Genomic DNA, 23,398 nt, shown 5'->3' with positions numbered 1-23,398 from the left:
ATCACTCTTCCTCGAACAGCTCGGTCTGGTCCTCATCTTCGCTGTCATCACTCCCCTCGCCCAATGGCATCGTGCCCGGGGGCGGCCGGTTTTCCAGCAACCCAGCAGCCCGCAATTCCTTGAGCGCCGGAAGATCGCGGGCGTTTTCCAACCCGAAATGATCCAGAAACTGTGGCGTCACAACAAAGGTGACCGGACGGCCTGGTGTCATCCGGCGACGGCCCAAACGGATCCACTCCATTTCCAACAGTTGATCGATTGTACCGCGCGATACCGAGACGCCCCGGATCTCTTCGATCTCGGCACGGGTGCAGGGCTGATGATAGGCGACGATGGCCAGTGTTTCGATGGCTGCGCGGCTCAGTTTTCGGGTTTCAACCGTTTCCTTTTGCATCAGAAAGCCCAGATCGGGGGCGGTTCGAATTGCCCAGGCCTCACCCACGCGGACGACACGGACGCCCCGGCCCTCATACCGTTTCTGAAGAATTTCAAACGCTTGTGCCGCATCGCTTCCATGCGGCATCCGCGCCTCAAGGTCGGCGATCGTCACTGGCTCGGAACTGGCGAACAGCACAGCCTCGACCATGCGTTCCTGTTCCGCCAGGGGTGGCGCTTCGAACAGGGTACCGGTGCCTTCGTTTTGCGGTTCGTCAGTCACGTGTGTCAGTCCTTTTGCGCAAATGGATCGGTGCAAACGTCTCGGTTTGCTTCATCTCCATATGTCCCTCTTTCACCAGCTCAAGCGAGGCAGCAAAGGTCGCTGCAGTGGCCGAGCGGCGACGCACCGGGTCAGCGTCCCAGCCCTCGGGCAGATAGGATTCCATATCCGTCCAAGCCCCGGCAAACCCGATCAGCGGGCGCATCCGCTCTAGCGCTTGTTCCATTGTGAACACTGAATCGCGGTCCATAACAAAGGGGCGGAACTCGTCACGAGTTCGGATACGGGCGTATCCCTGCATCAGATCCAACAGCGTGGCAGAGTAAGTCACGGTGCGGATACGGGTGATATCCTCACCCTGCCCGCGTTTGAAGAAATCGCGCCCCAGTTGATCACGGGCCATGAGACGCGCGGCAGAGTCGCGCATGGCCTGCAGGCGTTCCAACTGGAACGCCAGGTGAGCGGCCAGTTCCTCGCCCGAGGGGCCTTCGTCATCCGGATCCGGTGGCAACAAAAGCCGAGATTTAAGGAAGGCCAGCCAGGCGGCCATGACCAGATAGTCTGCCGCAAGTTCAATCCGCAGCGCGCGCGCCTTTTCCACAAAGGACAAGTACTGCTGCGCAAGCGCGAGAACCGAGATTTTCCGAAGATCGACCTTTTGGGTTCGCGACAGGGTCAACAATACATCCAACGGACCTTCGAACCCGTCGACATCAACAATCAACGCCTCTGCCGCAAGACGATCCGCGACCGAGGCCGGGTCTTCGCTAAAGAGATTATCGTTCATATACCTGCCCGCCCATTAGGGCAGATAGTTCCGCTTCGGCCGCTTGGATGTCAAGTTCCACAGGCTTCTGTCGCAGCGACAGCGCCCTTTCCGCGCGCTTTTGCGCTTGCGCGGTCATTTCTCCGGCTGCTTCCAGCACCTTGGCACGCGCGTCGAACGTTCCGTTACAGTGCAGAACCACGTCGCACCCCGCAGCAAGTGACTGACGCGCAATGTCTTCGGGCGCACCACTCAGCGCTTTCATCGAGATATCGTCAGTCATGATCAGACCGTCAAAACCGATTTTATCGCGGATCAGGCCGATCATCACAGATGAAATCGTAGCTGGTTGCGGATCAATCCGGTCATAGACCAGATGCGCCGTCATCCCCATCGGCAGATCGTTCAGCGCCCGAAACGGTTCGAAATCCGCTTGCTCAAGCTGGTCCTGTGTCAGGTCCACATGCGGCAGGTCATGGTGGCTGTCCAGCGTTGCCAATCCATGCCCCGGCATGTGCTTAAGCACCGGCAAAACACCCCCATCCAGATGGCCTTTGGCAACCGCGCGCCCAAGAGCTGAAACCCGATTGGGATCAGAGCCATAACAGCGGTTCTTCAAAAACGCATGGGTATCGTCGCGCGCCAAATCGACCATCGGGGCGCAGTTGCTGTCAATGCCAAGCTCGAACAGCTCTTTTGCGATCAATCGATACCGCAGGTACATAGCGCGTTCCGCCTGATCCCCTGCGCGGCCCGCATGATCCAGGGGCGGCATCCATTCGCGTGCCAATGGCGCACGCAGACGCTGCACACGGCCACCTTCCTGATCGATGGTGATAGGGCAATTGCGCCCTACGGCATCACGAAAGTCATCGCATAGGGCACGAACTTGTTCAGCTGTATCTATGTTGCGCGCAAACAAAATGAACCCGAATGGGTTCATCTGCTGGAATAGTCTTTTTTCCTCTGACGTCAGGCGCAGCCCTTCGGCATCGGTGATCGCAGCTCCGAATATCACCGAACGGCAACCGGGATACAGTCTGCACCTTGTGCGACCAGCGCGGCACAGAACTGACGCGAGTCGCTCAGGTCATCAAACCCAAGAACGCGCAGGCGATAGAATGTCCGGCCACCGCTTGAGGTTTTCTGTATAACACGTTGTTTTCCATCCATATACTCACCAAAATGGCCATTCATGCGATCCCATTCCGCACTGGCCACATCCAAGCTTTCATACGCACCCAGCTGGGCCATGCGCGTGCCTTTGGACAGGGTATTCGGATCCACGTCCAACCCAACGGCAGCTTTGACAGCGGCGTTGATCGCAGCTTCGGTACTGCTGTTGGATGAAATCCCGCTTGGCGTCGCTCGGGCTGGGCGCGTGGACGGACGCAGGGACCGGCGGACACCGGGCAGTGCCGCCAGTTCCGGGTCCGGCAATTGTGCGGCCAGATCAGCAGGGTCAATAGCGGGCTCTTCCTCGGGCAGAGCCAACGAGGCGAGTTGCACGCCCTGCTCTGCCGGTTCATCCGCTTTCGCCGCCCCACCGGCCAATTCTGCAACCAGGGCATCGACTGTATTCTGGCGCAACTGCGCGGCCTCTTGATCCGAGATTTCTTCTTCGACGACATGCACGGCCTGCGTCGGCTTCAGCGGTTCAACAGGCGTATCTTCGTCTGTCAGCGAAACCGGGCGCGGCGCAAGGATCAAGCGATCTGCTGGCGGCGCTGCCGTACCAACGGCTGCCACAGCATTGACGGCCAGACCCTGGTGATCGGCTGGGGTGCCGCCGGGGTTTTCCGGCTGAATGCGCATTGGCCCCTCGATGGCGCGAACAACAGGCACGCCACTAACGTCGCGCATCACCAGTTTAAAGCCCCAGACGCCGATCCCGGCGACCAATGCCAGCGACGCCACTGCACCCATGACGTTGACGATACGGCCTAACCCTGCCCCTCGCGGAGCCTGTTCATAGCCATAGGAGTCGTCGGGATACTCATACCCATCCTCAGGATGCGGCTGATTCGTGTAATGCATCTCCTCGGGGCGCATCTGCCCCGAGTAATCGTAACTTGCCATGTCCGCCTCACCGCCCGATTGCGCCTTAAAAAGTGGCGCGCGGGTCATTTCTTGCCTACCTCGTACCGGCGCGTCGGGCGGTGTTAGTTACCGCATCTCCTGCGCCGGAGTGACGCCAAGAATACCCAAGCCCGCTGAAATCACAACAGAAACGGCCCGGGCCAATGCGATTTTTGATTGGCTTGTGGCAACATCGCCATCCTGAATGAATCGCAATTGCGTTTCATCGTTGCCCTTATTCCATAGCGCGTGGAAGTCACCCGCCAGCTCATACAGGTAAAAGGCAACCCGATGCGGTTCATTGGTGCGTGCGGCAATTTCGATCAGACGCGGCCATTCAGCCAGCTTTTTGGCCACCGTCAGCTCTGAGGCATGGTCGATCTTGCCAAGATCAGCACCCTTGAGAGTCGCGTCATCCGTAGCGATTTCCGCCTCGGCGGCACGGCGCAGTACACTCATGACACGGGCATGAGCGTATTGCACGTAGAACACAGGGTTCTCGCGGCTCTGTTCCAGAACCTTGTCGAAATCGAAGTCCAGCGGCGCGTCGTTCTTGCGGGTCAGCATCACGAAACGGGTCACGTCCGGGCCAACCTGATCGACCACATCGCGCAGAGTGACAAAGTTCCCTGCCCGCTTGGACATCTTGAACGGCTCGCCATTCTTCCACAGCTTTACCAGCTGCGTCAGCTTGATATCCAACGGAACCTTGCCATCGGACAGGGCCGAAACAGCTGCTTTCATCCGTTTGACGTAGCCGCCATGGTCCGCACCAAACACGTCGATCAGCGCATCAAAACCACGGGTCACCTTGTCATAGTGATAGGCGATATCCGGGGCGAAATAGGTCCAGCTGCCGTCCGATTTCTTGACCGGCCGATCGACGTCATCACCATGCTCGGTCGATTTGAACAGGGTTTGCTCGCGCGGCTCCCAATCCTCGGGCTTTTTGCCTTTGGGTGGTTCCAGCACGCCTTCGTAGATGAGGCCCTTGTCGGTCAGGGATTGAAGCGCAGCTTCGATCCGGCCTGTGCCGTAGAGAGATTTTTCCGAGAAGAACACATCCATCTCGACACCCAGCGCCTTAAGGTCAGCCCGGATTAGGTCCATCATTGCGTCGGTCGAAAACTCGCGCAGCTCTTCCAGCCAGTCGCTTTCCGGCTTGTCGATCAGGCTGTCGCCGTATTTCTCTTTCAGCGCCTCACCGATCGGGATCAGATAGTCACCGGGGTACAGCCCCTCGGCGATCTCGGGGCTCAGCCCGTTGGCCTCGCGATAGCGCTCATACGCGGACCGCGCCAGTACATCTACCTGCGCGCCCCCGTCGTTGATGTAGTATTCACGTGTCACGTCATGGCCCGAATACGCCAGCAAGCTTGCCAGCGCGTCACCGAACACGGCACCACGCGTATGGCCCACATGCAGCGGGCCTGTGGGGTTGGCCGAGACATACTCGACGTTGACCTTCTGGCCATGCCCCATGTTGGAACGGCCATAATCCGTGCCCTTTTCCAGCACAGCGGCCAGAACGCTCTGCCACACAGACGGCGCAAGCCGCAGGTTCAAGAACCCCGGCCCGGCCACCTCGGCGCTGGTGATCCGATCATCAGCAGCCAGCTTTCCGGCCAACACGTCAGCGATGTCGCGCGGCTTCATCTTGGCCGGTTTCGCCAGCACCATCGCGGCGTTGGTTGCCATATCGCCATGCGCTGCATCACGCGGCGGTTCGACCGCTACGTTGTCAAAACTCAGCCCCTCGCGCAGTACGCCTTCGGACTGCATCTGCGCCAGCGCGTCCAGCACGAGGCCGCGGATCTCGGAAAACAGGTTCATTTCGGATGTCCTTTTGCTTGCCCGGCGGTTTACCACGCAAAGCGGCAAGGTCAATGGAAGCGATCAGTTTGGGCTTGGATTAGCGGTAGACTCAGCTAACGTCGGTGGAAATTCAAGCCGGAGACACCCCTATGCGCCTTGCCCTGCCCATCGCCTTCGTTCTGACCTCTGCCCTGCCGCTTTGGGCCGACATGCCTGAACCGCAAGGCCATGTACTTTTGACCCTTGGCGGAGCGGTCACGGAAACCAACCTGCCAGCCCGCGGTGAAAACGATGGCGGTCTGCTAGAATACTTGGAGGTTCAGCACGACGGAGCCGCCGGCTTTGATGCGGCCATGTTGGACGGACTGGAGCAGGTTGAAATCACTATTCCTTACGGCCCGGAAGACAATCAGAGCGACATCGCCTTTTCCGGGCCACGCCTGTCGGACCTGTTGATCATGGCCGGGGCCGAGGGAAAAACCGCCAAGCCAATGGCCATGGATGGCTATCAGTCTGAAATTCTTTGGGACAGCATAACCGCCCATCAACCCATCGTCGCGACACACGCCGACGGTGCGCCGATGGGTGTTGGCGGCTACGGCCCCACTATGATCGTCTTCCCCCCGACCGATGACCCCGACCTGGCCGCCGAACAGTCGGGCCAGCAGGTCTGGGCGCTGGCTTACATCGGGGTCGAGTGATCAGGCACCAGCCAGCCTTGCGTGATCCTGCAGGGCAAATCGGTCGGTCATTCCTGCAATGTAGTCCGAGACAATCCGCGCCAGCGCAGTTTCATCGCTGGCCGCCTCAATATCGTCATGCCAGCGCGCGGGCATCTGTTTCGGATCGTTCATGTAGATTGGGAACAGATCTTCCACGACTTTGCTAACCTCGGCGCGCACGTCCATGACGCTGGGCGCGCGGTACATCTGCTTGAACAAAAAGGCGCGGATTTCCCTGAGTTGCGCCCACAAGCCACCCGAGAACTGGATCACCGGATAACCAATATTGCGAATTTCCTCGACGGTCTCCGCGTCCGAACTCGTGATCAGCCCACGCGAGGTGACAATCACATCGGAAACCATGACGCCGAAAACACGGCGCAGCGCTTCATGCCGGCGCCGATAAGAATCCAAACCCGGATATCTCCGATCCACCTCGGCATAGCAGTCACCGACGATAGGCAATTGCCCGATTTCATCATCCGTGAACAGACCCGCCCTCAACCCGTCCAACAGGTCATGGTTGTTATAGGCTATGTCATCCGAAAGGGCGGCAACTTGTGCTTCGGCACTGGCATGAGTGTACAGCTCCAGATCGAAACCCGCGTTGCACTCGGCCAGTGCCCACGGCAAATCACCGGTGACCGGCCCGTTATGCTTGGCGATCCCCTCTAGGCACTCCCATGTCAGGTTGCATCCGTCAAACTCGGCATAGTGGCGTTCCAGCTTCGTGACGATGCGAATGGCCTGTGCGTTGTGGTCAAATCCGCCGTAAGGCTCCATGAGCGCATGTAGGGCATCTTCGCCCGTATGTCCGAACGGTGTGTGTCCCAGATCATGCGCCAACGCCACGGCCTCGGTCAGTTCGCCGTTCAAGCCCAAAGCTCCGGCGATTGTTCGCGCGACCTGTGCAACTTCGATAGAATGGGTCAGGCGCGTGCGATAGCTGTCGCCCTCGTGCTCTACAAACACTTGTGTCTTGTGCTTAAGCCGCCGAAACGCGCTGGCGTGAATGATCCGGTCCCTGTCGCGTTGAAAGCATGACCGGAAACTGCTTTCCTCCTCTGGCACAAGCCGCCCCCTGGCGCGGCCTGGGTTCGAGGCAAAACCCGCTATGTTCAAAGGCCTTGTCCTTGTCGCCTGTCCTTGCACTTTCTATATTGTAAGGCGTAAAGGAAATAAACCTTTGGAGTTTGGCATGAATCTGCCCCCCACAGTTACAGAACGCGCCTTTGAACGTCTCGCCGAGATCGGTGCAGCCGATCAGGGACAAGCCCTGCGCGTCGCAGTGGAAGGCGGCGGATGTTCCGGATTTCAATACGAAATCGCGTTGGACGAACCGAAAGAAGACGACCTTGTGCTGGAAGGCAAAGGCCAGAAAGTGATCGTCGACGCGATTTCGTTGCCGTTTCTGGAAAACGCGGTGATCGATTTTACGCAGGAACTGATCGGCGCGCGGTTTGTGATCGAGAACCCCAACGCAACCTCTTCCTGCGGCTGCGGCACTTCATTTTCAATGTGACCTTGCCCTGCCCGCGCGGTTGAGGGATAGATCAACCGGCAGCCAGCCGGAGGATCGCGCATGAAAATCGCCACGTTCAACATCAACGGCATCAAAGCGCGGGCCGAGGCCCTGACCCGTTGGCTGGATGACGCGCAGCCGGACGTCGTTTTGCTGCAAGAGATCAAGTCGATCGACGAGAATTTTCCCCGCGAGCTGTTTGAAGAGCGGGGCTATAACGTCGAAACCCACGGGCAAAAGAGCTTCAACGGCGTGGCGATCCTGTCCAAGCTGCCACTTGAAGATGTGACTCGGGGCCTTCCTGGTGACGACGAGGACGAACAGGCCCGTTGGATTGAGGCGACCGTCATTGGCAAAAAAGCCCTTCGGATCTGCGGTCTGTATTTGCCGAATGGTAACCCGGTGCCGGGTCCGAAATACGAATACAAGCTGTCCTGGATGGAGCGGCTATATGGCCGCGCGCGCGATTTGCTGGCAAGCGAAGAGCCCGCGCTGATGGCTGGGGATTATAACATCATCCCGCAGGCCGAAGACGCCAAACGTCCAGATGCATGGCGCGAGGATGCTCTGTTCCGGCCAGAAAGCCGTGCGGCGTTTCGCAAGATCCTGAATCTGGGGTTCACGGAAGCGTTTCGCGCCGTCACCCAAGGTCCTGAGCATTATTCGTTCTGGGACTACCAAGCCGGTGCCTGGAACCGCAATGACGGGATCCGTATCGACCATTTCCTGCTTACGCCGCAGGCCGCCGATCTGTTGCGCGATTGCAGGATTGATGCCGAGATTCGCGGGCATGAAAAGCCCTCGGACCATGTCCCCGTCTGGGTCGACTTGGACCTGTGAAACCTCAGGCCGTCGCGTCGTAGCTGTAAATCCAGTCGTATTTCCGGGACAATCGTGGCCCGACCGCCATCAGAGCGGCCTGTGCGGCCAAGCGCATCGGGCCGCGCAGATGAAAATTTCGAGCGTTGGACCCAGCCGCGGCAACTACGCGTTGCGCCCTTTGATGACGGCGGGTTTCATAGGTGGACAGCGCCTGCTCTATCCCGGATTGGTCATCAAAAGATCGGGCCAAGACCCACGCATCTTCAAGCGCTAGACAGGCACCCTGCGCCATAAATGGGAGTGTCGGGTGAGCGGCATCCCCTAACAATGCAACGCGCCCATTCTGCCAGCGTTCGGCGACGGGCCGCAGAAACAACGCCCAGATATGGGGTTCCAGTACCTGCCCCAGGATTTCCCCGACCACGCCTCCAAAGTCGGAAAATCGTGCGCGCAGTTCCTCGGGATCACCGCGTCGGCGCCAGCCTTCTTCCTGCCAGTCGGATCGTTCCTCGATCGCGACGACGTTCATCAGTGTGTCGTCGCGCAGAGGATACGTTACAACATGCCGGCCCGGTCCCATCGTCAGAACGCCGCAGGGTTTGTGATCGCGACGCGCCCAAGGAATCGTCGCCCGCCAGGCCACCTGATGGGTGAATTTCGGTGCTTCAGGCCCGTTCAGGTCTGCGCGGACCGTGCTTCGCCCACCGTCGGCGGCAATCGCACAATCAACGCGCAGGTTTGTACTATCTTCCAGAATAATCTCGGCTTCGGAGGGATGTTTGCGCACCTGCGCAACTCGTGCGCCCAGTCGAAACTCGACACCGTCCCGAAGCGCTGCTTTGTGCAGCAATCCCAGTAGGTCAGCACGATGGTAGTAATAGGTGGGTCCAGCGGCTGGTGCCGGTATCTCGCTAACAGACCGCCCTGCCCGGTAGTCGCGCAACACCGTTCCGTAGGACCGCTGGCCCGCCTCGGGTGTTTCACCCACAAAGTTCAGGGCGCGCAGCACAACCATTCCGTTGGCGCTGATCTGCAAGCCGGCGCCGACCTCGGTCAATTCAGCTGCCTGCTCAAAAACCACGACCTGAGCGCCGCGTTGCCGCAACGCCAGAGCGGCGGCGATCCCACCGATACCACCGCCAATGATGCCAAATTTCAGACCGTTGATATTCATCTCACTGGCTTAAAGCAAAAACGCCGGAGCAAAAGACCCCGGCGTTTGAGAATTCTGATTTTTCCAGCGATCAATCGTCGCGGTGGACCTTTTCGCGGCGCTCGTGGCGTTCCTGCGCCTCAAGCGTCATGGTCGCAATTGGGCGCGCATCCAGACGCTTCAGCGAAATCGGGTCGCCCGTCTTCTCGCAATATCCGTATTCGCCTTCGTCGATCCGGCGCAGGGCCGAGTCAATCTTAGCCACCAGCTTGCGCTGGCGATCACGTGTCCGCAGTTCCAGCGCACGATCAGTTTCCTCGCTTGCGCGGTCTGCGACGTCCGGAATGTTGCGAGTGTTGTCCTGCAGCCCTTCGATCGTATCGCGGCTGCCTGCCAAAAGTTCAGTTTTCCAATCCAGCAGCTTACGACGAAAATACTCTAACTGCTTGTCGTTCATGAATGGTTCGTCTTCGGCTGGACGATAATCCTCTGGCAGAAATACTTCCTGCTTCATTTTTGCTCCCTCGGTGTGGCCTGCAACGCCGGTCACCTTTGCTTCACCTGACATGCGGCAATCCCCTTCTGCGGAGCGTTTATCCGACAGCGGGGGGAATGTCACTATGGAAACTTAGCCCGGCTGCGTGCTGTTTCAGGTCGTCTAAATATGAGACTTAAAACAACAAATCCTTGTTTTTCTGTGAAAATTGACAGGCATTTTTGGGGCGTTCCCAAAATTGTCGCGCCCTATGTTGGCACCCGAATCAACCAAAGGCATTGGAGTCGCACGTCAATTTCGCGCTGCGCGACGTTGCGACCTGTCTTGTCAAATTTTTCACCCCGCTATAACCCCAAAGACACATGCCGCGCGATATTGAATGAGGGGCCCATGACCGCACGTTTCCAAGGTACAGCCGAATATGTTGCCACCGATGACCTGACAATTGCAGTGAATGCCGCCGTTACGCTGGAACGTCCCCTGCTGGTCAAGGGTGAACCCGGAACCGGCAAGACCGAACTGGCCAGACAGGTAGCAGGCGCGCTGGGGCTGAAGATGATTGAGTGGAACGTGAAATCCACCACCCGCGCGCAACAAGGCCTGTACGAATATGACGCAGTCAGCCGCCTGCGCGACAGCCAGTTGGGCGACGAGCGCGTACATGACGTGTCGAACTATATTCGCAAGGGCAAACTGTGGCAGGCCTTTGAGACCGATGAAAAGGTCGTGCTGCTGATCGATGAGATCGACAAGGCCGATATCGAATTTCCCAATGATCTGTTGCAAGAGCTCGATAAGATGGAGTTCCACGTCTATGAAACCGGGGACACCATCAAAGCCAAAAACCGCCCCATCGTGATCATCACCTCGAATAACGAAAAGGAACTGCCCGACGCGTTCCTGCGGCGCTGTTTCTTCCACTATATCCGCTTTCCGGATGAGACGACCATGCGCCGTATCGTCGACGTGCACCACCCGGGCATCAAGGATGCATTGCTGACCACAGCGCTGACCCAGTTTTACGAAATCCGTGAAACGCAGGGGCTGAAAAAGAAACCATCGACCTCGGAAGTGTTGGACTGGCTCAAGCTGTTGCTGGCCGAAGACCTGACGGCCGAAGACCTCAAACGCGACGGGGCCAATGCGTTGCCCAAGTTGCACGGCGCGCTGCTAAAAAACGAACAGGACGTTCACTTGTTTGAACGTCTCGCCTTCATGGCACGCAGCAAACGCTGAGAAATTTGAACACTTGGTGATCCCCGCTTGCCTTGCGGGGGGCCCGGTGTCAGCATTGGCCAAAAGGCCGTCCGACGTCGTCGGGCAGTTCGGCCTGACGACGTAGGAGCCATTGCTTGTCTGACACCCTCAATATCCGGGCGCTGCTGCCCAAAGATCGCGCCGAATGGGCCGAGATGTGGCGCGACTATCTGGCGTTTTATGAAACGACCGTGCAGGATCAAACATATGACAGCACCTTCGCACGGTTGCTGGGCAATGATCCCAACGATTTTTCCTGCTTCGTGGCCGAAGCGAATGGTCAGCTTGTCGGTCTGACCCATTACCTGTTTCACCGCCATGCGTGGAAAGAAGAAAGCGTTTGCTACCTGCAAGACCTGTTCGCCCGGCCCGAGGCGCGCGGAACCGGCGTTGGCCGCGCCTTGATACAGGCCGTTTATGACGAGGCCGACCGGAAAGGCGCGCCTTCTGTCTATTGGCTGACGCAGGAGTTCAATCACACGGCGCGCAAGCTCTATGATCGGATCGGCAAGCAAACGCCCTTTATCCGGTATCAACGCCCATGATCAGGATCGCTGCGGTCCTGTTTGGCTTTGCCGTCGCCGGATGCACCGCGGTCACCACCCCTGAACCGCCAACACGCGTTAAGGCGATCGAGGCAAACCTGCCGCCCGCCAAAGCGTTCACGTCAACCCGACCCAGACCACCCGCCCGGTCGAACGCTAATATTGCAGCCGATTTCCTTTCTTTGCACTTCGCGCTCGAAGGCGGCGCCACCCTGCCCGTCTTCACCCGGTTCGAGGGCCCCGTCACCGTTCAGCTTACGGGATCACCCACACCGTCAGTGCAGCGCGATCTGACCCGGTTGTTGACGCGTCTGCAACGCGAGGCCGGGATCGACATTCGCCAGATAACGGATGGCCAGGCCAACATAACAATCGAGGCCGTTAGCCAGGAGCAGATACAGCGCATCCTGCCGCAAGCCGCCTGTTTCGTGGTTCCCAACGCCTCAAGCTTTGAGGAATATCGACAGGACCGGCGCAAACGGAAGAGCAGTTGGACCGCGCTGCGCAGCCGCGAACGGCTGGGCATTTTCATTCCTTATGACGTGAGCCCGCAGGAAAAGCGCGACTGCCTGCACGAGGAACTGGCACAGGCTCTGGGGCCGCTGAATGACCTGTATCACCTGCCGGATTCGGTGTTCAACGACGACAACATCCACACCATTCTGACCGGTTTTGACATGCTGATCCTGCGCACGGCTTATTCGCCCCAATTGCGCAGCGGCATGACACGCGAACAAGTCCAGGCCGTCCTGCCCGGCATTCTCAGCCGACTGAACCCGCGCGGCGATACTTTGCCGGCGCAACCTGTTTCAGACACACCGCGCGAGTGGATCAACGCCGTCCAAAAGTCGCTTGGATCAAGGCCAAGCACACGCAACCGGGTGAAAGCCGCGGAAAGAGCGGTTCAGATCGGGCAGGAACAGGGCTGGACCGACCATCGGCGGGCGTATCCGCATTATATTCTTGGCCGCATGGCGCAATTCGACAATCCGCAAGAAGCGATCCGACACTACGAAACTGCCATGCAATTTCTGCGCTCTGCTCCGGGAACTGAAATTCATCAGGCTTATGTGACAACGCAAACCGCGGCCTTCGCGCTTTCGCAAGGAAAAGGACCAGAGATCCTGCCCGAACTGGACAAGGCAATTGCTGTCATGTCGCGGGCCGAAAACGCCTCTCAATTGGCCACTCTGTTACTGTTGAAATCCGAAGCGCTCAATCAGGCCGGACGACCAAATCAGGCACGTACCGTCAGACTGGACAGTCTTGCATGGGCGCGATACGGCTTTGGCTCAGACGTCGTGGTCCGGTCGCTGATGCAGGAAGTTGCGGAAGGTCCGTCCACCAACAACAGAGGCGGATAACGCATGGTCGTAGTTTTGGGAATGGCGCTATTGGGGGCGATCCTTGGCGCGATGAAGGCTCGCAAACGCAATGGCAGCGGCGCGGATATTGCCCAATATGCGGCCGGTTACGGCATCGCATTTGCCATTGTAGGTCTGGTGCTTTCCCTGATCCTGGTTCGTTTGGTGGGTTAACGCATGTTTCTGCCCTTTTTCGAAAACCTCCGCAAAGCCGGCATTCCCGTATCACTGCGCGAGTATCTGACTTTTCTGGAAGGCATGAAAAAGGGTCTGGCCACCTATGATGTCGAGGCGTTCTATTACCTCGCCCGCGTGTCGATGGTGAAGGACGAGCGCAATATCGACAAGTTCGACCAGGCGTTTGCCGCCAGCTTCAAAGGTCTGGAAGAGATCAGCTTTGATCAAGTTCTCGAAGCTGTCGATATCCCTGCCGAATGGCTGGCCAAGATGGCCGAGAAACACCTGTCAGACGAAGAAAAAGCCGAGATCGAGGCCATGGGCGGCTTTGACAAGCTGATGGAGACGCTGCGCGAGCGTCTCAAGGATCAAGAAGGTCGCCATCAGGGTGGCAACAAATGGATCGGCACCGCCGGGACATCGCCGTTCGGTGCCTATGGCTATAACCCCGAAGGTGTGCGTATCGGTCAGAAGGAAAGTCGCCATCAGCGCGCCGTCAAAGTGTGGGACAAGCGCGAATTCAAGAACCTGGACGACACGGTTGAACTGGGTACGCGCAATATCAAGGTCGCGCTGAAGCGCCTGCGTCGCTGGGCCCGCGAAGGTGCGGCTGAGGAACTGGATCTGGACGGCACCATCCGCGCCACCGCCGAACATGGCTATCTGGACGTCAAAACCCGACCCGAGCGTCACAACGCAGTCAAAGTGCTGCTGTTTCTGGATGTGGGCGGCTCGATGGACCCACATATCAAGGTTGTCGAAGAGCTGTTTTCCGCTGCAAGAACCGAGTTCAAGCATCTGGAATATTACTACTTTCACAACTGCCTGTATGAAGGTGTTTGGCGTGACAACCACCGACGGTGGGATCAGCAGACCTCGACCCACGAAGTACTGCGCACCTATGGTTCAGACTACAAATGCATCTTCGTCGGCGATGCATCGATGAGCCCGTACGAGATCGCCTATCCCGGCGGCGCGAACGAGCACTGGAACCAGGAGGCCGGTCAGGTCTGGCTGCAGCGCGCCCGCGAGCAGTGGACGTCAAATCTGTGGATCAATCCGGTGCCGGAAAAGTACTGGGAATACACCCATTCCATCGGCATGATCCGCGAGGTTTTCGAGGACCGCATGGTGCCGATGACGCTGGCCGGTTTGGAACAGGGCATGCGGGAACTGACCCGCTGACCATCAGATCTGCAGGACCGGCGCCCAGGCAATGCGGAATGAAACTGCAAGGAAAAACAACACGCTGCCTGTCAGAACAAAGACATGCCAGATCGTGTTGTGGAACGGCAACCAATCCAGAAGATAAAAGGCGATGCCGGTGGTATAGACGATGCCTCCGGTGATCATCAGCGCCACAACTGGTTGCGACAAGTCGGCGAGTAGTGATTGACCTGCCCAAACGGACGCCCATCCCATCAACACATACAGCGCCAAACCGAACCAACGGAACCGGTGCGGGTCGATCATCTTCAGGATTGATCCAAGGGTAGCAGATGACCAAAGACCGATCATGAGCCCGGTCATTGGGGCACCGGAAAGCAAGATGAACGGCGTGTAAGTACCTGCAATCTTGACGTAAATCCCCGAGTGATCGAGGCGGCGCAGCAACTCACTCCATCGATCAGATTGCACCATGTTGTACAAAGCCGAAAACGACAGCATCAGTATGAGCGTGAAACCGTAGACCGAGACCCCAAGAACAGCAGCAGGCTCGGTCCGGTATAAGGCGGTCAACGCGATCAGCGCCGGAACGGCAACAATAGCCGCTGCAACGCCAAGGATATGAACAACGCCATCACTGAAACGTTCAGCCCTGCTATAGGCCGGGCGGATATCGGCAAATGACCACATAATATCAAAGTTATGGCGCAACCTGCCCTGCGACAAGTCTGGCAGCCGCGGTATTTCACCTGTTCACCTCAGTTTGATTGCCCTCAAGAGGGTTACCGGCGGCAATTTTCTTTTGCGCAGTGGGCCGTTGGAAGCAATGGACAACAATCTTGTTGTTAACGCGGAGTTTATGACAGTGGGCCAGTTGCCTAATCCCCTGTCCGAAACCATATTTGTTCCATGCTACGTCTTACCCCGATCCTGCTGGCGATCGCCTACGCCATTGTGATGTACCGAATTTCCGTCTGGCGCACCCATAAGGATTTGGATGCAAAGTCGACTGAGCTGGCCGACCCTGCCCTGAAACGCATGACCGACCGGCTGGCTGCAGCGTTAGAGATCGACCGGGTGCCGGTCTACATTTATGAGATTGACCCAGTGAACGGTCTGGCGGCACCCGACGGTCGGATTTTCATCACGCGTGGATTCTACCGCAAATTTCGCAGCGGTGAGGTTTCCGCCGAAGAAATGGCCAGCGTCATCGCGCATGAGCTCGGTCACGTGGCACTGGGGCATGCGCGCCGTCGGATGATCGACTTTTCCGGGCAGAATGCGCTGAGGGCCGCTTTGATGATGCTGCTGAACCGCTTTATCCCGTTTATCGGCGCGTGGATTGCCAATATGCTAACACACCTGCTTGCGTCGCGCCTGTCGCGCAGTGATGAGTATGAAGCTGATGAGTATGCCGCCGCTTTGCTAACCAAAGCCGGGATCGGAATCGGGCCGCAGAAGTCGCTGTTTCACAAGCTGGAAGACCTGACGCAGCAGCGTGCTGGCGTTGTGCCCGCCTGGTTGATGAGCCATCCCAAAACGGATGAGCGGATTGCGGCCTTGGAAGCGCTTGAGCAGCGCTGGGGCGCTGGAGGATAGGGTTGCACAGCGAGGGGCCAGACCCATGCGCTCCCCTGCATCTATTTGACCAGATGAAGGCGAACCCTTACTGCGTTGAGAGGGCTTTGCCCAAACGCGGGAGGCGGGCTTTTTTCATCAGCGCACGCAGGTTCCATTGATCACCCGACAGGCGGTTGGCTTCGGCAAGGACGCGGTTGGCTGTGTCGCCCATACCATCGGGGTCGGATTGCCAAAAGCCTTGCAACAGACTGTCCGGATCGCGGCGGTCCAGCCCTTCTTCCGACAAGATGTTTCGGGGGAAATCCTTGGCATTGACTGTAACGATCACGTCTGCCGAAGATGCCACGGCGGTTGCCAGAACATGGATATCTGCGGTGTCCGGCAGCCAGAGGCGTTGTTCGACATTTGTTACTGCAGGAAATTCAGCTTTAGGCCATTTGGCTTGCACCAGTGCAATTTCGGCACGGGCCTGCGCCTCGCCCACAGGGCCCAGTTTTCGGGCCGCGCGCGCCCATTCTTCGAGGATACGCGCCGACCAGACAGGTGTGAAATGGCCCAGTTTGGCTGCGCCTAACAGCATCTCTCGCATCACCGTGGGATAGATGACGCAGGTATCCAGAACTGCCTTCACAGCCGGTAGAACACAGCTTTGAGATAGCCGCTTTCAGCCAGTTGCGGCAGTTGTGGATGGTCGGGTCCCGCAAATCCCGTATGGATCAGTTGCGCCTGTCGCCCTGCCCGACCAATCCCACGAGACGACGCGTCGCGGAACCGCCCCAGATCAGCCGCGTGCGAGCACGAGCACAGGCCCAGATAGCCGCCGGGTTTGACCAGAGCTGCCGCCAAGCGGGCCACACGTTCATAGGCGCGCAGGCCCGCGTCCAGCGCTTGTCTGGAAGGTGCAAAGGCTGGCGGATCACAGATGACGACGTCGAACTGCGCGCCCTCTTCACCCAATTGGGTCAGGACATCGAAGGCATCGCCTTGGCGGGTCTGGAACGTGTCAGCAAAACCAGAGGCCTCAGCCCCTTGGGCAGCAAGGTCCAGCGCAGATGCAGACCCATCCACCGACAGCGCCTGCCCTGCACCTCCGGCCAGCATGGCCAGTCCGAAACCACCCACATGACTGAACACGTCCAGCACCTGCGCGCCCGGTTGCACCAATCGCGCGGCGAAAGCATGGTTGGGCCGTTGGTCGTAGAACAGCCCGGTTTTCTGGCCGCCGGTCAGATCGGCCATATAGGTCGCGCCATTCATCGGCACTGATAGCGGCGCATCTGGCGCGGTGCCGCGCAACGTAACGTTCACGTCGTCCAAGCCCTCCAGCCATCGGGTTCTGCCTGAGGCGTTTTTGAGCACGGTAGTCACGCCTGTCACGGTGACCAGTGCTTCTGTCAGAGTTTCCAGATGCACCTCGGCCCAAGCTGCGTTGGGTTGGATCACACATGCATCTCCGAACCGATCGATGATGACACCTGGAAAGCCGTCCGCTTCGGCATGGATCAGACGGTAATACGGGGCATCGAATAGACGTTCGCGCATCTCGAGCGCGCGGCGCAGACGAGTTTCGAACCACGCGGCGTCCAGTTGCACGTCCAGATCGCGGTCCAGAACGCGGCACATGATTTTGGAGTCGGGGTTCACTGCAACCAGCGCGATGGGCGCGCGTTTGTCATCCTCAAGCACTGCCAGCGCCCCTGCCGGGATTTTACGCGTCCGGCGATCCGTCACGATGTCATTGGCATACACCCACGGAAAACCGTGGCGCAGGCCACGTGCGTTGGCTTTGGGTTTCAGGCGGATACGGGGGTGGTCGGCAGTTTGGGTCATGACGCCCTCATAGTCGCGAACGCCACGGGGGAAAAGCCCTAGCGGTCGCGAGACCGCCAACCGCCCCGGCGCATGGGGGTTTTGGCAGATTGCAACCCCTCGGCCAACACCTGCGTCATAGGGTGATCCGCGTCCTGTTGGGAATAGGCGGCATGCAGATCGATCAGTGCCTGGGATTGGTCCCGTTCAGCGGGCAGGCTCAGCGCCCAGTCCAGAAAGATGCTGCGGCATTCAGGCAATGTGATGCCTTCGATCCGATACGCCTCGCGGATCAACCCTTTGTGATCATTTGGATCTTTACTCTGCGCCATCATCTTCGTCCCTGATCACGCCGCCAATAATCTCAGCGGCCGTGCTGTAGTTGTCTTGCAGCGCGCTTTGCAGCTGTTCAACCTGTTCAAATCCAGTCGCGCGGCACAGGAAGGCAGATCCGCCCTCGCCGACCTTGTCAGCTTCGATGACCTTGCCGGACAACAAGCGCGCCGCGCATTGTACGGACCAACATAGGTCGTAGCAGTCCTTCAGCGTTTGCGCCTGAGCGACGTCCAACAAACCAGCAGCGACGGCGCCGTCCAAACCGGAATGCACATCGCGCTGCACCACGCCTGACAACAGCGCCCCGGTTTCAGCCATCAGTTCGATATCCATCATCCGGCCGGGGCCATTCTTGGCGTCCCATATCCCCGCTGGTGATTTGGCTGCCGCCAAGCGGGCGCGCATCTCGGCCACTTCGCGCAGGGCCTTCTGCTGGTCACGCGGTTGCGACAGCAGGGTTATGCGGAACGCTTCGATATCTTCGGCCAGACCTTCGTCTCCGGCGATCACGCGGGCCCGCGTCAGGGCGAGATGCTCCCAGACCCAGGCTTCGTTCTGCTGATAGTTGGTAAAGCTGGCCCAACTTGTCGCTACCGGCCCCTGATTGCCTGACGGACGCAGGCGCATATCGACCTCATACAGCCGCCCCTGCGACATCGGCGCTGATAGGGCCGTGATCAGCGCCTGCGTAAACCGTGCGTAATAAGTGCGAGTGGCCAATGGGCGTGGCCCCTCGGACATATCCTGATCCAGCGGGTCATAGATCACGATCATATCCAGATCGGATTGCGAGTTGATCCGCCCAGCCCCTAGTGACCCCATGCCCAGCACGGTCGCACCGCGCCCCGGGGCCGGACCGTGTTTACGAGCAAACTGTTCGGACACACGCGGCAGGATCGCAGCGATCACAGCGCTGGCAAGTTGAGCGTATTGCTGCCCCGCCTGTTCACCATCGATCAGCCCGCGCAGGTGATGAACGCCAACGCGGAAGTGCCATTCCTTGCACCAGCGGCGGGCCAGATCCAGCTGACTTTCGTAATCTGATTCCTCCGAAAAGGCCTGATCCAGATCCGCCTGCAGCGTGGCCTGCCCCGGCCAGTCGCTAAAGAAACTCCCGCCGATCACAGCATCAAACACCGATGCATTGCGCGACAGATGCGCCGCTAGTGCGTGGGATGTCCCGACAATATCAATCAGCAGGTCGATCAGTTGGGGGTTGGCCTCAAATAGTGAAAACAGCTGAACGCCGGCGGGCAAGCCTGACAGAAAACCATCCAGCGCCCGCAGCGCCTCGTCCGGTTGCGCCGTTTTTGCCAAACGCGATAGCAGCTCGGGCTTGAGACGTTCGAATATCCGCGCGCCGCGTTGCGATCGCAGTGCGGGATATGTCGTCCAGCGAGCCAGAACGCTCTGGTCAAAATGCACTTCGCCAACTGGCGCGCGCGTCGAGGAACCGGGCGCAAAAAAGCCTTCGGTCAATTCGTGCACTTCGGTCAGCCTGTGGGTCAGGTCACGGGTCAGTTCGTCGACGTCGACCCCCATCAGGCAAGCGACGCGCTCGATACCGTCCGGCGATTGCGGCACCTTGTGGGTCTGAGCGTCATGGACCATCTGGATACGGTGTTCGACCTCACGATGGGCGCGATAATGATCAGTCAGCTTGTCTGCCACCTCCTGCGGGACCCAGCCTTTTTCGGCAAGCGCCGCCAATCCGGGTACCGTGCCGCGCACGCGCAGGTCCGGGTCGCGGCCACCGGCAATCAATTGGCGGGTCTGGGTAAAGAATTCGATCTCGCGAATGCCGCCCTGCCCCAGCTTCATGTCATGGCCCGGAATGGTCAGTGCACCGCCGGTCCCCTTATTTTCACGGATACGTAGGCGCATGTCGTGGGCGTCCTGAATGGCGGCAAAATCCAGGTGACGCCGCCAGACAAAGGGGCGCAGCGTATCCAGAAACCGTTGTCCTGCCGCAATATCGCCAGCGCATGGGCGTGCTTTGATATAGGCCGCGCGCTCCCACGTGCGGCCCAGACTTTCATAGTACCGCTCGGCCGCCTCAGCCGCCATGCAGACCGGCGTTACCGCTGGGTCCGGGCGCAGCCGCAGATCAGTGCGGAATACATACCCATACGCTGTCTTGTCGCTGAGCGTGGCGCAGAAATTGCGTGTCGCCCGCACCATGCCTTGTCGCGCTTCGTAGAAGTCATCGGGATCAAACCGGGTCTCATCGAAAAGAACGATCAGGTCGATGTCCGAGCTGTAATTCAACTCGTGTGCGCCCATCTTGCCCATCGCCAGAATAATCATCCCTGCGGCGGTTTCGACGTCGTCCGGCCCCATGCCCGGAAGTTTGCCGCGCCGTATCAGGTTGGCGATCTCGGCCTTGGCCGACACATCCGCTGCCAACGCGCCAAAATCGGTTAGCGCCGCAGTCACCTTTTCCAACGGCCACGCGCCTGCCAGATCGGCCAGAGCGGTCAGCAACGCCATCCGTCGCTTGGCCAGCCGCAGCCCCGGTTTCAACTGATCCGGCGGTAGCATTCGCGCAGCCTGCAAAACGTCGGCCAGCGCTTGATCGGGGTGTTGCAGCGCTGAGGCCAACCAATCGTTTTCGTGATCGATCAAGTTTTTCAGATAGGGGCTGGACCCTGCTGCCCCAGCGATCAACTCGCCTTGATCGGAGGTAATGCCGCTTACCGCTGCGCGCGCATCATCGCCAAGCGACTGATCGAATGCACGTGGCAGGCGCTGAATGGAAAGAGGCCCAGTCATTTCCCCTCCAGGGGCGTATCCTGACTGAAACTGTTGACCCAGACGTCATGCCGCCGCTCCCAAAGCGACGAAATTAGCATCGCTTCCCAACCCTCGGCCTTGGGTCGCTGATAGTCGGCCCGGTACGACAGCAGAACGATATCCGAGGTCAAAACCCGCAACCGGGTGTCGCTTAGCTCATAGCGCGCCATCGTCGGCGCGTCGGCAAACTGTCCCACGTGATCATCCCGGTTCGCAAACCCCGTCGGATAAACCCCAAGAAAATCTGGGTTCAGCAAGGCCCGGTCTGCAGCCGCATTGCCTTCCATCAGGGCGGTCCAAACTTGCTTTTCCAGGTTTAGAATTTCATCCAGGGTCGGAGGTGTCGTATTTTCAACATGTTGCATAGGCGGAAAGTGCGCCCGTTCCGCAGCAAGGTCAACCGTCGCAAAATCCAAAATGTAAATCATTTTTACATCGACCCCTTGCAACCCCCACTTCAGTCCCCATCTAGACAATGTGAACGCAATTTACATCAAACCCGGAGAACCCAAATGACCGCATTGTCCGACCACGCCGTCCCACAAAATCCGGGGTGGCTCTCTCGTGCCGAAGCCTGGATGGATGACAAGGGCAAAGGGGCCTGGATCGCCGCCATGGTCCTTGGTTTCATCTTTTTCTGGCCCGTTGGCCTGGCGCTTCTTGCCTATATGATCTGGAGCAAACGCATGTTCAGCAAATCCTGCAGCCGCCGCAAATCCTTGCACAGCCACATGAGTGCGATGAAGCCATCCGGCAATAGCGCGTTTGACGCCTACAAGTCCGACACCCTAGCCCGGCTCGAGCGCGAACAACAGGAATTCGAATCCTTCCTGCGCCGCCTGCGCGACGCCAAAGACAAGGCTGAGTTTGACCAGTTCATGGACGAACGCGCCCGTGAAAACAACGATGAGGCTGAAAACGGCGAACGCGCCTAAGCCGACCTTGCCCTGTCCCGACATTCGGGACAGGGTGTCCTAAATTCTCAGCCGGAAATCAAAATATGACCCACCTGCCCGACCCAGACCGACAGCCGGAGTTTTACCAGTCTGTCGCGACCAAGCGTTTTATCGCCTGGCTTTTCGACATCGCCTTTATCTCGCTGTTGTGTACGGTGGCCATCCTGCTGACCTTTGGTCTGGGCTTCTTCGTCCTGGCCTTGATCTACGCCGTCGTCAGTTTCGTCTACCGCGTGATTACCATCGCCAATGGCTCGGCCACACTGGGCATGCGCTTTATGGGGATCGAACTGCGCGATTCATTTGGATCCCGGATGGATTTGGGCAAAGCGGTGGCCCACACGGCCGGGTATTTTGTCAGCATGGCCTTTCCGGTCATACAGATCATCTCAGTCATCATGATGCTGACCAGCGCACGTGGCCAGGGACTTACCGATGCGTTCCTTGGAACTGTCATGATCAACCAGCGCGCGTAAAAAATTCAACGACGTGAATCACTTGGCGGTTTTAGGATCGGTTGTTATCATCCGGTCCAAGGAAACACGGAACGTTCATGCGACACACGCTGCCAATCGCGCCACAATTCTATGTGACGGCCCCACAGCCTTGCCCTTACCTTGAGGGCAGGATGGAGCGTAAATTGTTCACTGCCCTTCAGGGGGAAGGCGCGGATCAGCTGAATAACTCATTGTCCCAACAAGGGTTTCGCCGATCGCAAAACGTGTTGTACCGCCCGTCCTGCTCCGATTGCGCAGCCTGTCTGTCGGCCCGGATCGACGTGACGGCCTTCCGCCCAAGCAAAAGTCAGAAACGCGCGGCCAAACGCAACGCGTACCTGCAACGCAGGGCAAATTCTCCCTGGGCCACGGATGAGCAATACGAACTCTTCCGCCGCTACCTGGATACCCGCCACGCGGATGGTGGAATGGCCGATATGGACGTTTTCGAATTCGCCGCGATGATCGAAGAAACCCCGATCCGCAGCCGGGTCGTGGAATATGCCGACCCTGAATCCGGGAATCTGATCGGCGTCAGCCTGACGGATGTCCTGGATGACGGCCTCAGCATGGTCTACTCGTTCTACACCCCCCAGCAACCGCAGAACTCGCTGGGCACGTATATGATACTCGATCACATCGACATCGCGCGCGAAGCCGGATTGCCCTATGTCTACCTCGGATACTGGGTGCCGGGCAGCCCCAAGATGGGCTACAAAGCGCGCTTCTCAGGGCTTGAGGCCTATTACCAGGGCGAATGGATCAGCGTAAACAACCCATCTGAACTGACGGATTCCAGCCGCCACCCTTTGTCCACCGCGCCAATCGCGGAACAGGTTGCCAGCATCCAACTGCCCGACCGCCACCCTACCAAAGGCTGATA

The 23,398-nt window shown here is 58.7% G+C and carries 26 protein-coding genes; 12 read left to right on the top strand and 14 right to left on the bottom strand.

All coding sequences use genetic code 11. The annotated features are described in order from the left end of the window. Position 1 precedes the first annotated feature (1 nt). The 5 genes from scpB to argS are packed head-to-tail and all read right to left on the bottom strand — an operon-like array spanning position 2 to position 5,336. Positions 2–658, bottom strand: coding sequence for an SMC-Scp complex subunit ScpB (scpB, locus tag RUA4292_RS10660; protein WP_058277570.1), 657 nt, complete (start codon positions 656–658; stop codon positions 2–4). Further along, a complete protein-coding gene (locus RUA4292_RS10655) occupies positions 651–1,445 on the bottom strand; it encodes a segregation and condensation protein A (RefSeq protein WP_058274503.1) in 795 nt (264 codons plus the stop codon). The genes scpB and RUA4292_RS10655 overlap by 8 nt, the downstream gene beginning before the upstream one ends. Then, a complete protein-coding gene (gene nagZ / locus RUA4292_RS10650) occupies positions 1,435–2,442 on the bottom strand; it encodes a beta-N-acetylhexosaminidase (protein ID WP_058277569.1) in 1,008 nt (335 codons plus the stop codon). The genes RUA4292_RS10655 and nagZ overlap by 11 nt, the downstream gene beginning before the upstream one ends. Further along, positions 2,439–3,551 carry an SPOR domain-containing protein gene (locus RUA4292_RS10645; protein ID WP_233493416.1) on the bottom strand — a complete coding sequence of 371 codons (1,113 nt, stop codon included), beginning with the start codon at positions 3,549–3,551 and terminating at the stop codon, positions 2,439–2,441. Before RUA4292_RS10645 ends, nagZ begins: the two co-directional genes overlap by 4 nt. A 39-nt stretch (positions 3,552–3,590) precedes the next feature. Next, positions 3,591–5,336 carry an arginine--tRNA ligase gene (argS, locus tag RUA4292_RS10640; protein ID WP_058277567.1) on the bottom strand — a complete coding sequence of 582 codons (1,746 nt, stop codon included), beginning with the start codon at positions 5,334–5,336 and terminating at the stop codon, positions 3,591–3,593. Between the two features lie 131 nt (positions 5,337–5,467). On the opposite strand from argS, the gene RUA4292_RS10635 reads away from it, so the two are divergent. Then, positions 5,468–6,019, top strand: coding sequence for a putative pterin-binding protein (locus tag RUA4292_RS10635; RefSeq protein ID WP_058277566.1), 552 nt, complete (start codon positions 5,468–5,470; stop codon positions 6,017–6,019). On the opposite strand, the gene RUA4292_RS10630 is transcribed toward RUA4292_RS10635, so the two are convergent. Beyond that, complete coding sequence (locus RUA4292_RS10630; RefSeq protein WP_058278149.1) at positions 6,020–7,162, bottom strand: deoxyguanosinetriphosphate triphosphohydrolase; 1,143 nt, start codon at positions 7,160–7,162, stop codon at positions 6,020–6,022. A 76-nt stretch (positions 7,163–7,238) separates the two neighbouring features. Here RUA4292_RS10630 and RUA4292_RS10625 point away from each other — a divergent pair, with 76 nt between their 5' ends. Both RUA4292_RS10625 and xth read left to right on the top strand, forming a co-directional pair. Beyond that, the gene (locus tag RUA4292_RS10625; RefSeq protein WP_058277565.1) at positions 7,239–7,562 is read left to right on the top strand and encodes a HesB/IscA family protein; all 324 of its coding nucleotides are present in this window, start codon (positions 7,239–7,241) and stop codon (positions 7,560–7,562) included. 60 nt (positions 7,563–7,622) lie between these two features. Then, a complete protein-coding gene (xth, locus tag RUA4292_RS10620) occupies positions 7,623–8,402 on the top strand; it encodes an exodeoxyribonuclease III (protein WP_058277564.1) in 780 nt (259 codons plus the stop codon). Positions 8,403–8,406: 4 nt separating this feature from the next. Here xth and RUA4292_RS10615 read toward each other — a convergent pair whose 3' ends face one another. Together RUA4292_RS10615 and dksA are read right to left on the bottom strand one after the other, a co-directional pair. After that, positions 8,407–9,558: an FAD-dependent monooxygenase gene (locus tag RUA4292_RS10615; RefSeq protein ID WP_058277563.1), complete on the bottom strand. Its 1,152-nt coding sequence runs from the start codon at positions 9,556–9,558 to the stop codon at positions 8,407–8,409. Between the two features lie 70 nt (positions 9,559–9,628). Continuing rightward, positions 9,629–10,051 (bottom strand): RNA polymerase-binding protein DksA, encoded by a 423-nt coding sequence (gene dksA / locus RUA4292_RS10610; RefSeq protein WP_058274529.1) that lies wholly within the window; start codon positions 10,049–10,051, stop codon positions 9,629–9,631. 372 nt (positions 10,052–10,423) lie between these two features. On the opposite strand from dksA, the gene RUA4292_RS10605 reads away from it, so the two are divergent. The 5 genes from RUA4292_RS10605 (at position 10,424) to RUA4292_RS10590 (ending at position 14,561) form a co-directional block, all read left to right on the top strand. Further along, entirely contained in the window at positions 10,424–11,269 is an 846-nt protein-coding gene (locus RUA4292_RS10605; protein WP_058277562.1) for an AAA family ATPase, read from the top strand. 116 nt (positions 11,270–11,385) lie between these two features. Further along, positions 11,386–11,835, top strand: coding sequence for a GNAT family N-acetyltransferase (locus RUA4292_RS10600; protein WP_058277561.1), 450 nt, complete (start codon positions 11,386–11,388; stop codon positions 11,833–11,835). Then, on the top strand, positions 11,832–13,199 hold the full coding sequence (locus RUA4292_RS10595; RefSeq protein WP_058277560.1) for a DUF2927 domain-containing protein: 1,368 nt from the start codon (positions 11,832–11,834) through the stop codon (positions 13,197–13,199). The genes RUA4292_RS10600 and RUA4292_RS10595 overlap by 4 nt, the downstream gene beginning before the upstream one ends. Before the next feature lie 3 nt (positions 13,200–13,202). Then, the gene (locus RUA4292_RS24945; protein WP_186437468.1) at positions 13,203–13,373 is read left to right on the top strand and encodes a hypothetical protein; all 171 of its coding nucleotides are present in this window, start codon (positions 13,203–13,205) and stop codon (positions 13,371–13,373) included. A gap of 3 nt (positions 13,374–13,376) precedes the next feature. After that, the gene (locus RUA4292_RS10590) at positions 13,377–14,561 is read left to right on the top strand and encodes a vWA domain-containing protein (RefSeq protein ID WP_058277559.1); all 1,185 of its coding nucleotides are present in this window, start codon (positions 13,377–13,379) and stop codon (positions 14,559–14,561) included. Between the two features lie 3 nt (positions 14,562–14,564). Here the strand turns inward: RUA4292_RS10590 and trhA are convergent, their stop codons facing one another. After that, entirely contained in the window at positions 14,565–15,233 is a 669-nt protein-coding gene (gene trhA, locus RUA4292_RS10585) for a PAQR family membrane homeostasis protein TrhA (protein ID WP_058277558.1), read from the bottom strand. 219 nt (positions 15,234–15,452) lie between these two features. Here trhA and RUA4292_RS10580 point away from each other — a divergent pair, with 219 nt between their 5' ends. Then, complete coding sequence (locus RUA4292_RS10580; protein WP_058277557.1) at positions 15,453–16,142, top strand: M48 family metallopeptidase; 690 nt, start codon at positions 15,453–15,455, stop codon at positions 16,140–16,142. A 67-nt stretch (positions 16,143–16,209) separates the two neighbouring features. Here RUA4292_RS10580 and RUA4292_RS10575 read toward each other — a convergent pair whose 3' ends face one another. From RUA4292_RS10575 to RUA4292_RS10555, 5 genes are read right to left on the bottom strand one after another with little or no spacing between them, the layout of a single operon-like run. Next, complete coding sequence (locus tag RUA4292_RS10575) at positions 16,210–16,755, bottom strand: RSP_2648 family PIN domain-containing protein (protein ID WP_058277556.1); 546 nt, start codon at positions 16,753–16,755, stop codon at positions 16,210–16,212. Continuing rightward, entirely contained in the window at positions 16,752–17,954 is a 1,203-nt protein-coding gene (locus tag RUA4292_RS10570) for an RSP_2647 family RNA methyltransferase (RefSeq protein WP_058277555.1), read from the bottom strand. The genes RUA4292_RS10575 and RUA4292_RS10570 overlap by 4 nt, the downstream gene beginning before the upstream one ends. A gap of 38 nt (positions 17,955–17,992) precedes the next feature. Further along, positions 17,993–18,265 (bottom strand): hypothetical protein, encoded by a 273-nt coding sequence (locus RUA4292_RS10565; RefSeq protein ID WP_058278148.1) that lies wholly within the window; start codon positions 18,263–18,265, stop codon positions 17,993–17,995. Continuing rightward, positions 18,252–21,041: a [protein-PII] uridylyltransferase family protein gene (locus tag RUA4292_RS10560; protein ID WP_058277554.1), complete on the bottom strand. Its 2,790-nt coding sequence runs from the start codon at positions 21,039–21,041 to the stop codon at positions 18,252–18,254. Before RUA4292_RS10560 ends, RUA4292_RS10565 begins: the two co-directional genes overlap by 14 nt. Next, complete coding sequence (locus RUA4292_RS10555) at positions 21,038–21,427, bottom strand: nuclear transport factor 2 family protein (protein ID WP_058278147.1); 390 nt, start codon at positions 21,425–21,427, stop codon at positions 21,038–21,040. Before RUA4292_RS10555 ends, RUA4292_RS10560 begins: the two co-directional genes overlap by 4 nt. Positions 21,428–21,574: 147 nt before the next feature. Between RUA4292_RS10555 and RUA4292_RS10550 the strand changes: the two genes are divergently transcribed. From RUA4292_RS10550 to RUA4292_RS10540, 3 genes are all read left to right on the top strand, one after another. Further along, entirely contained in the window at positions 21,575–21,997 is a 423-nt protein-coding gene (locus RUA4292_RS10550) for a DUF2852 domain-containing protein (protein WP_058277553.1), read from the top strand. Between the two features lie 65 nt (positions 21,998–22,062). Next, positions 22,063–22,494, top strand: coding sequence for an RDD family protein (locus tag RUA4292_RS10545; RefSeq protein ID WP_058274521.1), 432 nt, complete (start codon positions 22,063–22,065; stop codon positions 22,492–22,494). 77 nt (positions 22,495–22,571) lie between these two features. Then, on the top strand, positions 22,572–23,396 hold the full coding sequence (locus RUA4292_RS10540) for an arginyltransferase (protein WP_058277552.1): 825 nt from the start codon (positions 22,572–22,574) through the stop codon (positions 23,394–23,396). Positions 23,397–23,398 lie beyond the last annotated feature (2 nt).

The sequence above is a fragment of the Ruegeria atlantica genome (genome assembly GCF_001458195.1).
In the GTDB taxonomy this organism is placed as follows: Bacteria; Pseudomonadota; Alphaproteobacteria; order Rhodobacterales; family Rhodobacteraceae; genus Ruegeria; species Ruegeria atlantica.
The sequence above is the reverse complement of the archived record's forward strand: the minus strand, read 5'-3'. Positions and strand labels throughout refer to the sequence as shown.

Coding starts and splice junctions, on each gene's coding strand:
- RUA4292_RS10655 (WP_058274503.1), bottom strand. CDS start 1,445: ATGAACGATAATCTCTTTAGCGAAGACCCGGCCTCGGTCGCGGATCGT.
- RUA4292_RS10645 (WP_233493416.1), bottom strand. CDS start 3,551: ATGACCCGCGCGCCACTTTTTAAGGCGCAATCGGGCGGTGAGGCGGAC.
- argS (WP_058277567.1), bottom strand. CDS start 5,336: ATGAACCTGTTTTCCGAGATCCGCGGCCTCGTGCTGGACGCGCTGGCG.
- RUA4292_RS10635 (WP_058277566.1), top strand. CDS start 5,468: ATGCGCCTTGCCCTGCCCATCGCCTTCGTTCTGACCTCTGCCCTGCCG.
- RUA4292_RS10625 (WP_058277565.1), top strand. CDS start 7,239: ATGAATCTGCCCCCCACAGTTACAGAACGCGCCTTTGAACGTCTCGCC.
- xth (WP_058277564.1), top strand. CDS start 7,623: ATGAAAATCGCCACGTTCAACATCAACGGCATCAAAGCGCGGGCCGAG.
- RUA4292_RS10615 (WP_058277563.1), bottom strand. CDS start 9,558: ATGAATATCAACGGTCTGAAATTTGGCATCATTGGCGGTGGTATCGGT.
- dksA (WP_058274529.1), bottom strand. CDS start 10,051: ATGAAGCAGGAAGTATTTCTGCCAGAGGATTATCGTCCAGCCGAAGAC.
- RUA4292_RS10605 (WP_058277562.1), top strand. CDS start 10,424: ATGACCGCACGTTTCCAAGGTACAGCCGAATATGTTGCCACCGATGAC.
- RUA4292_RS10595 (WP_058277560.1), top strand. CDS start 11,832: ATGATCAGGATCGCTGCGGTCCTGTTTGGCTTTGCCGTCGCCGGATGC.
- RUA4292_RS24945 (WP_186437468.1), top strand. CDS start 13,203: ATGGTCGTAGTTTTGGGAATGGCGCTATTGGGGGCGATCCTTGGCGCG.
- RUA4292_RS10590 (WP_058277559.1), top strand. CDS start 13,377: ATGTTTCTGCCCTTTTTCGAAAACCTCCGCAAAGCCGGCATTCCCGTA.
- trhA (WP_058277558.1), bottom strand. CDS start 15,233: ATGTGGTCATTTGCCGATATCCGCCCGGCCTATAGCAGGGCTGAACGT.
- RUA4292_RS10580 (WP_058277557.1), top strand. CDS start 15,453: ATGCTACGTCTTACCCCGATCCTGCTGGCGATCGCCTACGCCATTGTG.
- RUA4292_RS10570 (WP_058277555.1), bottom strand. CDS start 17,954: ATGACCCAAACTGCCGACCACCCCCGTATCCGCCTGAAACCCAAAGCC.
- RUA4292_RS10565 (WP_058278148.1), bottom strand. CDS start 18,265: ATGGCGCAGAGTAAAGATCCAAATGATCACAAAGGGTTGATCCGCGAG.
- RUA4292_RS10560 (WP_058277554.1), bottom strand. CDS start 21,041: ATGACTGGGCCTCTTTCCATTCAGCGCCTGCCACGTGCATTCGATCAG.
- RUA4292_RS10555 (WP_058278147.1), bottom strand. CDS start 21,427: ATGCAACATGTTGAAAATACGACACCTCCGACCCTGGATGAAATTCTA.
- RUA4292_RS10550 (WP_058277553.1), top strand. CDS start 21,575: ATGACCGCATTGTCCGACCACGCCGTCCCACAAAATCCGGGGTGGCTC.
- RUA4292_RS10545 (WP_058274521.1), top strand. CDS start 22,063: ATGACCCACCTGCCCGACCCAGACCGACAGCCGGAGTTTTACCAGTCT.
- RUA4292_RS10540 (WP_058277552.1), top strand. CDS start 22,572: ATGCGACACACGCTGCCAATCGCGCCACAATTCTATGTGACGGCCCCA.